Source organism: Methylorubrum podarium, from assembly GCF_022179745.1.
Classification (GTDB): domain Bacteria; phylum Pseudomonadota; class Alphaproteobacteria; order Rhizobiales; family Beijerinckiaceae; genus Methylobacterium; species Methylobacterium podarium.
Map to the genome: position 1 here is coordinate 1 of NZ_BPRD01000300.1, position 7,275 is coordinate 7,275.

The 7,275-nt window shown below is 70.7% G+C and carries 7 protein-coding genes; 3 read left to right on the top strand and 4 right to left on the bottom strand.

Annotation, left to right across the window (positions count from 1 at the left end):
- The 4 genes from MFF42_RS15205 to MFF42_RS15220 all read right to left on the bottom strand — a co-directional run.
- The coding region (locus MFF42_RS15205) for an O-acetylhomoserine aminocarboxypropyltransferase/cysteine synthase family protein (RefSeq protein WP_238256490.1) at positions 1-1,284 on the bottom strand (1,284 nt) is incomplete at its 3' end.
- A gap of 144 nt (positions 1,285-1,428) precedes the next feature.
- On the bottom strand, positions 1,429-1,815 hold the full coding sequence (locus MFF42_RS15210; RefSeq protein ID WP_238256491.1) for a response regulator: 387 nt from the start codon (positions 1,813-1,815) through the stop codon (positions 1,429-1,431).
- Between the two features lie 113 nt (positions 1,816-1,928).
- Positions 1,929-3,326, bottom strand: a complete 1,398-nt coding sequence (locus tag MFF42_RS15215) for a heterodisulfide reductase-related iron-sulfur binding cluster (protein WP_238256492.1) — start codon at positions 3,324-3,326, stop codon at positions 1,929-1,931.
- Positions 3,327-3,477: 151 nt separating this feature from the next.
- Positions 3,478-3,834 carry a DUF6460 domain-containing protein gene (locus MFF42_RS15220; protein ID WP_238256493.1) on the bottom strand — a complete coding sequence of 119 codons (357 nt, stop codon included), beginning with the start codon at positions 3,832-3,834 and terminating at the stop codon, positions 3,478-3,480.
- A 378-nt stretch (positions 3,835-4,212) separates the two neighbouring features.
- Here MFF42_RS15220 and MFF42_RS26385 point away from each other — a divergent pair, with 378 nt between their 5' ends.
- From MFF42_RS26385 to kdpB, 3 genes are all read left to right on the top strand, one after another.
- The gene (locus tag MFF42_RS26385; protein WP_283206886.1) at positions 4,213-5,193 is read left to right on the top strand and encodes an alpha/beta hydrolase fold domain-containing protein; all 981 of its coding nucleotides are present in this window, start codon (positions 4,213-4,215) and stop codon (positions 5,191-5,193) included.
- Between the two features lie 2 nt (positions 5,194-5,195).
- Positions 5,196-5,396: a hypothetical protein gene (locus MFF42_RS15235; protein ID WP_238256494.1), complete on the top strand. Its 201-nt coding sequence runs from the start codon at positions 5,196-5,198 to the stop codon at positions 5,394-5,396.
- 69 nt (positions 5,397-5,465) lie between these two features.
- The coding region (gene kdpB, locus MFF42_RS15240) for a potassium-transporting ATPase subunit KdpB (RefSeq protein ID WP_238256495.1) at positions 5,466-7,275 on the top strand (1,810 nt) is incomplete at its 3' end.

The following is a 7,275-nucleotide window of genomic DNA, read 5'->3' on the forward strand; positions in this document are numbered from 1 at the left end:
GGCGAGCGCCTGCTCGATATCGGCGATCAGATCCTCCGGATCCTCCAGGCCGATCGAGAGGCGCACCGTCTCGGGACCGACGCAGGCCGCCGCCCGCTCCTCGGGCCGGAGCTGGCGGTGGGTCGTGGTCGCCGGGTGGATCGCCAGCGATTTGATCTCGCCGATATTCACGAGGTGCGAGATCAGCTCCAGGCCCGCGATGAAGCGCAGGGCGGCCGGCTCGCCGCCCTTGAGCGCGAAGGTGAAGATCGAGCCCGGCCCCTGCGGCACGTAGCGGTTGGCCAGAGCCTCGCCCTTCTGACCGGGCAGGGCCGGGTAGCTCACCCATTCGACCGCCGGATGGTCCTTCAGGTAGGCGGCCACGGCCTTGGCGTTGGCGCAGTGGCGCTCCATCCGCAGCGGCAGCGTCTCGATGCCGGTGAGCGTGAGGAAGGCGTTCATCGGCGAGAGGCCGGGGCCGAGGTCGCGCAGGCCGAACAGGCGGCAGGCGACGGCGAAGCTGATCTCGGGGAAGCGGTCGCTGACGATCAGGCCGTCATAGTCCGGCCAGGGCTCGTTGATGAGGTTGTAGCGCGACCCTTGCGCCTTCCAGTCGAAGGTGCCGGCGTCGCAGATCATGCCGCCGATCACCTGCCCCGAGCCGCCGAGGAACTTCGAGGTCGAGTGGACGACGATGTCGGCGCCGTACTCGATCGGGCGGATCAGGGCGGGCGAGGCCAGGGTGTTGTCGATCACGAGCGGCAGGCCGTGGCGCTTGGCGACCGCCGAGATACCCTCGAGATCCATCACCGTGGCGCAGGGGTTGACGATCGACTCGCAGATGATCGCCTTGGTCTGCGGCGTGATCGCCGCCTCGAACGCCTCCGGCGTCAGGTCGGCGGCGAAGTGCGGCGTCAGGTCGTAGCGGCCTTCGAGCCGGCGCATCAGGCCGAGCGAGCCGCCGAACAGGCGCGGCGAGGCGACGTAGGCGTCGCCCGTCCGCATCAGCGTCATCATCACGAGCAGCACCGCCGACTGCCCGGAGGAGACGGCCACCGCCGCCTTGGCGCCCTCCAGCGCGGCGATGCGACGCTCCAGCGCGGCGACCGTCGGGTTCGAGCCGCGCGAGTAGGAGAAGCCGGTCTTGCGCATCGCGAAGATGTCGGCCGCCTGCTCGGTGGAATCGAACACGAAGCCGTTGGTGAAGTAGATCGGCTGCGCCCGCGCGCCTGTGGCGGGATCGGGCGCGGCGCCCGCATGGACCGCCTGCGTGGCGAGGCGGAGGGTCTTTGGCTCGGCGGTCATGGCGGGACCTGAATCGATCGGTCTGTCGGGGCGCGGGGGCGGCGCACCGGTCTCACGCGCCTTCTGCCGCGAAACGATCCGCGACGGAACCCGTGATTGGTCCTCGCGCGCATCGGCCATGCGCGAAACGTCTGGGAGCGCGGGTCAGGCGGCGCGCTTGAGGCAGGCCTTGAGGGTTCGCACCAGCATGGTCGGCGCGTAGGGCTTCGGAATGAAGCGGGCCCCCTCCGGCATGTCGCCGGGGCCCGGGGTGCCCATGCCGGAGACGATCAGCACCGGGATTTCCGGCCAGCGGTGGGCCACGACGCGGGCCAGGGCGAAGCCGTCCATCGAGCCCATCGGCATGTCGACGTCGGTCATCAGGATCTCCACGTCGGGGCGATCCTGAAGCACGTCGAGGGCCTTGTCGGCGTGGTGCGCTTCGAGGACGTTGAACCCTGCCTCCGCCAGCGTATCGGACGCTTCCATCAGCAGCAGGCCGTCATCTTCGACGAGGAGGACGACGGGCGGCTCTGGGGGGTTCTCTGTCATGAAGCTGCAAACGATCTCGGGCCGACACTGGTTGCGGGCCTAATTCGCACCTGCAGCGAGGTCAAGGAAGGCGCGGCCTTCAATTGTGCATAGCGGGAAAATCAATCTTGACCTTAAGCCAGCACTCGCGCAGCCGCCGGCCGCTCCGGCAGATTCGCCAGCGCCTCCGGCCGCGGCCCGCCGGTCGCCCAATCGAGCAGCTCGACGGTATGCAGGATCGGGATGTCGGTGCCCTTCCCGATCTGGGTGGCGCAGCCGATATTGCCGGTGGCGATCAGGTCGGGCCTGATCCGCTCGATATTGGCCACCTTGCGGTCGCGCAGGCGGGCGGCGATCTCCGGCTGGAGGATGTTGTAGGTGCCGGCCGAGCCGCAGCAGATATGGCCCTCGGGCACGTCCTTCACCGTGAAGCCGGCCTTCTTCAGGAGAGTCTTCGGCTCGGTGCGGATCGCCTGCCCGTGCTGCATCGAGCAGGCGGAATGGTAGGCCACCACGAGGTCGGTATCCTCCACCGGCGGCAGCAGGCCGATCTCGGCCATGTACTCGGTCACGTCCTTCGCGATCGCCGAGACCCGCGCCGCCTTCTCGGCATAGGCGGGGTCGTCGCGGAACATGAAGCCGTAATCCTTGATCGTCGTGCCGCAGCCGGATGCGGTGACGACGATCGCGTCGAGGCCGGGCCCGTCCATCTCGGCGATCCAGGCATCGATGGTGCGCCGGGCGTGGCCGTGGGCGGAATCCTCCCGGCCCATATGGTGGGTCAGCGCGCCGCAGCAGCCCTCGCCCTTGGGCTGGACCACCTCGACGCCGTGGCGGTTGAGCAGGCGGATCGCCGCCTCGTTGAAGTCCGGCCGCAGCACGCTCTGGGCGCAGCCGCGCAGCAGCGCGACCCGGCCGCGGCGGGGGGCCGGTCCCCTGTCCTCGCCGGTCTGGAAGAGGGCGCTGATCTCCTGCGCCGAGGGATCGGCGGGAAAGGTGCCGGGCCGGTCGGTCCGGTTGCGGTTCGGCAGCTGCGCGGGGGCGAGGTCGAGCATCGCCGCGAGCCGGTTGCCGACCCGCGGCAGCCGGGCGACGAGCGGCCGGAACGGCGCCCCGAGCTTGGCCGCGAGCAGCGCCAGCCGGAACCGGTTCGGGTAGGGCAGGACCAGGGCCAGCACCGCGCGCAGGGCGCGGTCGGAGAGCGGGCGCCGGTAGGTCTTCTCGATATGGGTGCGGGCGTGATCGACGAGGTGCATGTAATGCACCCCCGACGGGCAGGTCGTCATGCAGGACAGGCAGGAGAGGCAGCGATCGACGTGCTTCACCACCTCGCGGCTCGCCGGCTTGCCGCCCTCCAGCATATCCTTGATCAGGTAGATGCGCCCGCGCGGTGAATCAAGCTCGTCGCCGAGCAGGAGGTAGGTCGGGCAGGTCGCGGTGCAGAACCCGCAATGGACGCAGGTGCGCAGGATCTTCTCCGAGGCCGCCATGGCGGGGTCGGCGAGCTGCTCGGGAGCGAAATTGGTCTGCACGACGCGCCTCGATGCGGTTTCTTGCTTCTCTTGACGTCTCTTAGAACCGTTCGCGAGGGCTAGGCAATCGGAACGGTTCTAAGCTGTTGCTGTGTCGCACGGGCTCTCGCCGAGGCGGCGACGTTCTCGACACGGAACGAGCGGCGGCGCGTCAGCGCTCCCGCGACACTGTCATCAGGCGCGCGATGAACCAGATCGGCACAACCACCACCGCGCCGGCGAGGATCCACCGGCCGAAATCGTGGAAGGTGTCGAGCCCGAGGTCGATCAGCGAGCGGGTGAGATCGTAGAGGTGCCAGAACAGCAGGCCCGGCGTCAGGCCGAGCATCGCCATCACCGAGCCGACCAGCACCGACAGGAACAGCAGCTTCACGAACACCGCGGCGGGCGAGCCGCCGAGGAATCGGTTGAGGCCGGAGCGGCGGCGCGGGGCGGCCGCGCGCGGATCGGCCGGGTAGGCGCCGGAATCGAGGGGAGGGCGACGCCGGGTCTCGTGATCGCCGATCATTCGGTCGGTATCCTCGCCTGATCCTCAAGACTTCGTGGCAACCCCGCAACGGCGTTGCTTCACCGCCACACTCATGCCAAACCGCGGGGTGATCGCTTCAATCAACGCGTTCGGGGTAGCAGCCAGATGGCATCCTCGAACGTTCCGCTCAAGATGGCAGGCCGAATCTGGCCCTGCCGGCCCCATGCCTCCACCCCGCGCGACTTGACGAAGGCCATGATCGATCACGCTCTGTTCGACCCGGCAACCATCGATGCCGAGACGAAGGCGCTCAACGCCGAGATCGTGGCAGCCCACGCCGCACAGGCCGATCCCTGGTCGCTGCCCATTGAGGAGGTGCGGGCGCGGCGCCGGGCGGGGACGCAGGCATCCCCCGCGATGCCGCGCAGCCCGCGCGCCGAGATCCTGACCATCGACGGACCGGGCGGCCCGCTCGCCCTCCGCGTCATCCGTCCGCAGGGCAAGGCCCGGGGCGCCTACCTCCACATCCACCGCGGCGGCTGGGTCTGGGGCGCGGCGGACGAGCAGGATCCCTGGCTTGAGCGCATCGCCGACACCTGCGGCTTCGTCTGCCTCTCGGTGGAGTACCGGCTGGCGCCGGAGCATCCCTATCCGGCCGCCCTCGAGGATTGCGAGGCCGCGGCCCTCTGGCTCGCCGGCCCCGGCAAGGCGGAACTCGGGGTTCACGCCCTGACCATCGGCGGCGAATCCGTCGGCGCCCACCTCGCGGTGATGACGCTGCTGCGCCTGCGCGACCGCCACGGCCTGCCCCGCGCCTTCCGCGGCGCCAACCTCAATGCCGGCTTCTTCGATCTTGGCCTGACTCCGAGCGTGCGGCTCTGGGGCAACGAGCGGCTCGTCATCAACACCACCGACCTGAAGCGCTTCGCCGACGGCTACGTCCGCGAGGGCATCGACCGGCGCCGGCCCGACGTGTCGCCGCTCTACGCCGACCTGAAGGGCCTGCCGCCCGCCCTGTTCACGGTCGGCACCGCCGACCCGCTGCTCGACGACACGCTCTACATGTCGGCCCGCTGGGCGGCGGCCAACAACGGCTCGGCCTTCGCCGGGCTCTCCGGAAACACGCCGTTCTACAACAGCCTGCTCGCCGTCGGCATGCTGGTCGGCCGCTTCTTCGTCATCATCCCGGCCCTGGCCATCGCCGGTTCCCTCGCCGCCAAGAAGACGCTGCCCGCCTCCGCCGGCACCTTCCCGACCCACGGCGGCCTGTTCGTGGGCCTGCTCGTCGGCGTGATCCTGATCGTCGGCGGCCTGACCTTCCTCCCCTCGCTCGCCCTCGGCCCCATCGTCGAGCACCTCGCCGGTGCGGCCGGGCAGACGTTTCCGGCGGGGGGCTGAGCATGCCGCGCGCCCTCTCCGCCCGGCGCCTGCCGCGCGCCCGGCCGGCGCCGCGCCGCCTGCCCCGGCATCGGGCGCATGGCGGCCCGCTCCGGCCGGTCCGCGTCTCCGACCTCGTGCTGGCGCTCCTCTTCGTGGCCCTGCTCGGCGCCCTCGCCCTGCTGGCGGCCTTCGCCCTGGCCGCCGGGACGACGGCGCCCTGACCGGCCCAAGAAACCTCCGATGACCCGGCCGCGCCGGGCCTCCCGCTCCCTTTCCGGACGCACCGACCCATGTCCCGTGAGAAAAAATCCCTGTTCAGCGCTGCCCTGATCGGGCCGGCGCTCCGCGGCGCGCTCGCCAAGCTCGACCCGCGGGCCATGATCCGCAACCCGGTCATGTTCGTGGTCGAGGTGGTGGCGGCGCTCACCACCGGGCTCTTCGTCCGCGACCTCGCCGCGGGCGGGCCCGACCTGTTCTTCTCCGGCCAGATCGTCCTGTGGCTCTGGTTCACCCTGCTGTTCGCGAACTTCGCCGAGGCGCTCGCCGAGGGACGCGGCAAGGCCCAGGCCGACGCGCTCCGGCGCACCCGCACCGAGATGACGGCCAAGCGCCTCACCGGCGGCGGACCCGGCTACGAGACCGTGCCCGGAACCGCGCTCAAGGTCGGCGACGTGGTGCTGGTCGAGGCCGGCGACCTGATTCCCTCCGACGGCGAGGTGATCGAGGGCGTCGCCTCCGTCAACGAGGCCGCCATCACCGGCGAGTCCGCCCCCGTCATCCGCGAGTCCGGCGGCGACCGCTCGGCGGTGACCGGCGGCACGCAGGTGCTCTCCGACGCGATCAAGGTCCGCATCACGGCGGCCGCCGGCGCGACCTTCGTCGACCGCATGATCCGCCTCGTCGAGGGCGCGTCGCGGCAGAAGACGCCCAATGAGATCGCGCTCAACATCCTGCTCGCGGGGCTGACCATCATCTTCGTCTTCGCGGTGGCCTCGATCCCGAGCTTCGCGGCCTATGCGGGCGGATCGATCCCCGTCATCGTGCTGGTGGCGCTCTTCGTCACGCTGATCCCGACCACCATCGGCGCGCTGCTCTCCGCCATCGGCATCGCCGGCATGGACCGGCTGGTGCGCTTCAACGTGCTCGCGATGTCCGGCCGCGCCGTCGAGGCGGCGGGCGACGTCGACACGCTGCTGCTCGACAAGACCGGCACGATCACACTCGGCAACCGGCAGGCGACGGAGTTCCGGCCCGTCCGCGGCGTCTCCGAGCCGGAGCTGGCCGACGCGGCGCAACTCGCCTCGCTCGCCGACGAGACGCCGGAGGGCCGCTCCATCGTCGTGCTCGCCAAGGAGAAGGTCGGCCTGCGCGCCCGCGACATGGCCGGGCTGAACGCCACCTTCGTGCCCTTCACCGCGCAGTCGCGCATGTCGGGCGTGGATCTGGAGGGCAGCGCAATCCGCAAGGGCGCGGTCGAGGCCGTGATCGCCTCGGTCTCCGGCCAGCCGACGGCGACGCGGGGGTCCGGCGCCGCCCTGGCGTACCATCCCGCCGCCGAGACCGAGGCGGTGGGCGAGATCCGGGCCATCGCCGAGGAGATCGCCAGGGCCGGCGGCACGCCCCTCGCCGTGGCGAAGGACGGCCGCCTGCTCGGCGTCATCGCCCTGAAGGACATCGTGAAGGGCGGCATCCGCGAGCGCTTCGCCGAGCTGCGCCGGATGGGCATCCGCACGGTGATGATCACCGGCGACAACCCCGTCACCGCCGCGGCCATCGCGGCGGAGGCCGGCGTAGACGACTTCCTCGCCCAGGCCACGCCGGAGGACAAGCTGGCGCTGATCCGGCGCGAGCAGGCCGAGGGCAAGCTCGTGGCGATGTGCGGCGACGGCACCAACGACGCGCCGGCGCTGGCCCAGGCCGATGTCGGCGTCGCCATGAACACCGGCACGGTGGCGGCCCGCGAGGCCGGCAACATGGTCGACCTCGACAGTGACCCGACCAAGCTCATCGAGATCGTCGGCATCGGCAAGCAGCTGCTGATGACCCGCGGCGCGCTCACCACCTTCTCCATCGCCAACGACGTGGCGAAGTACTTCGCCA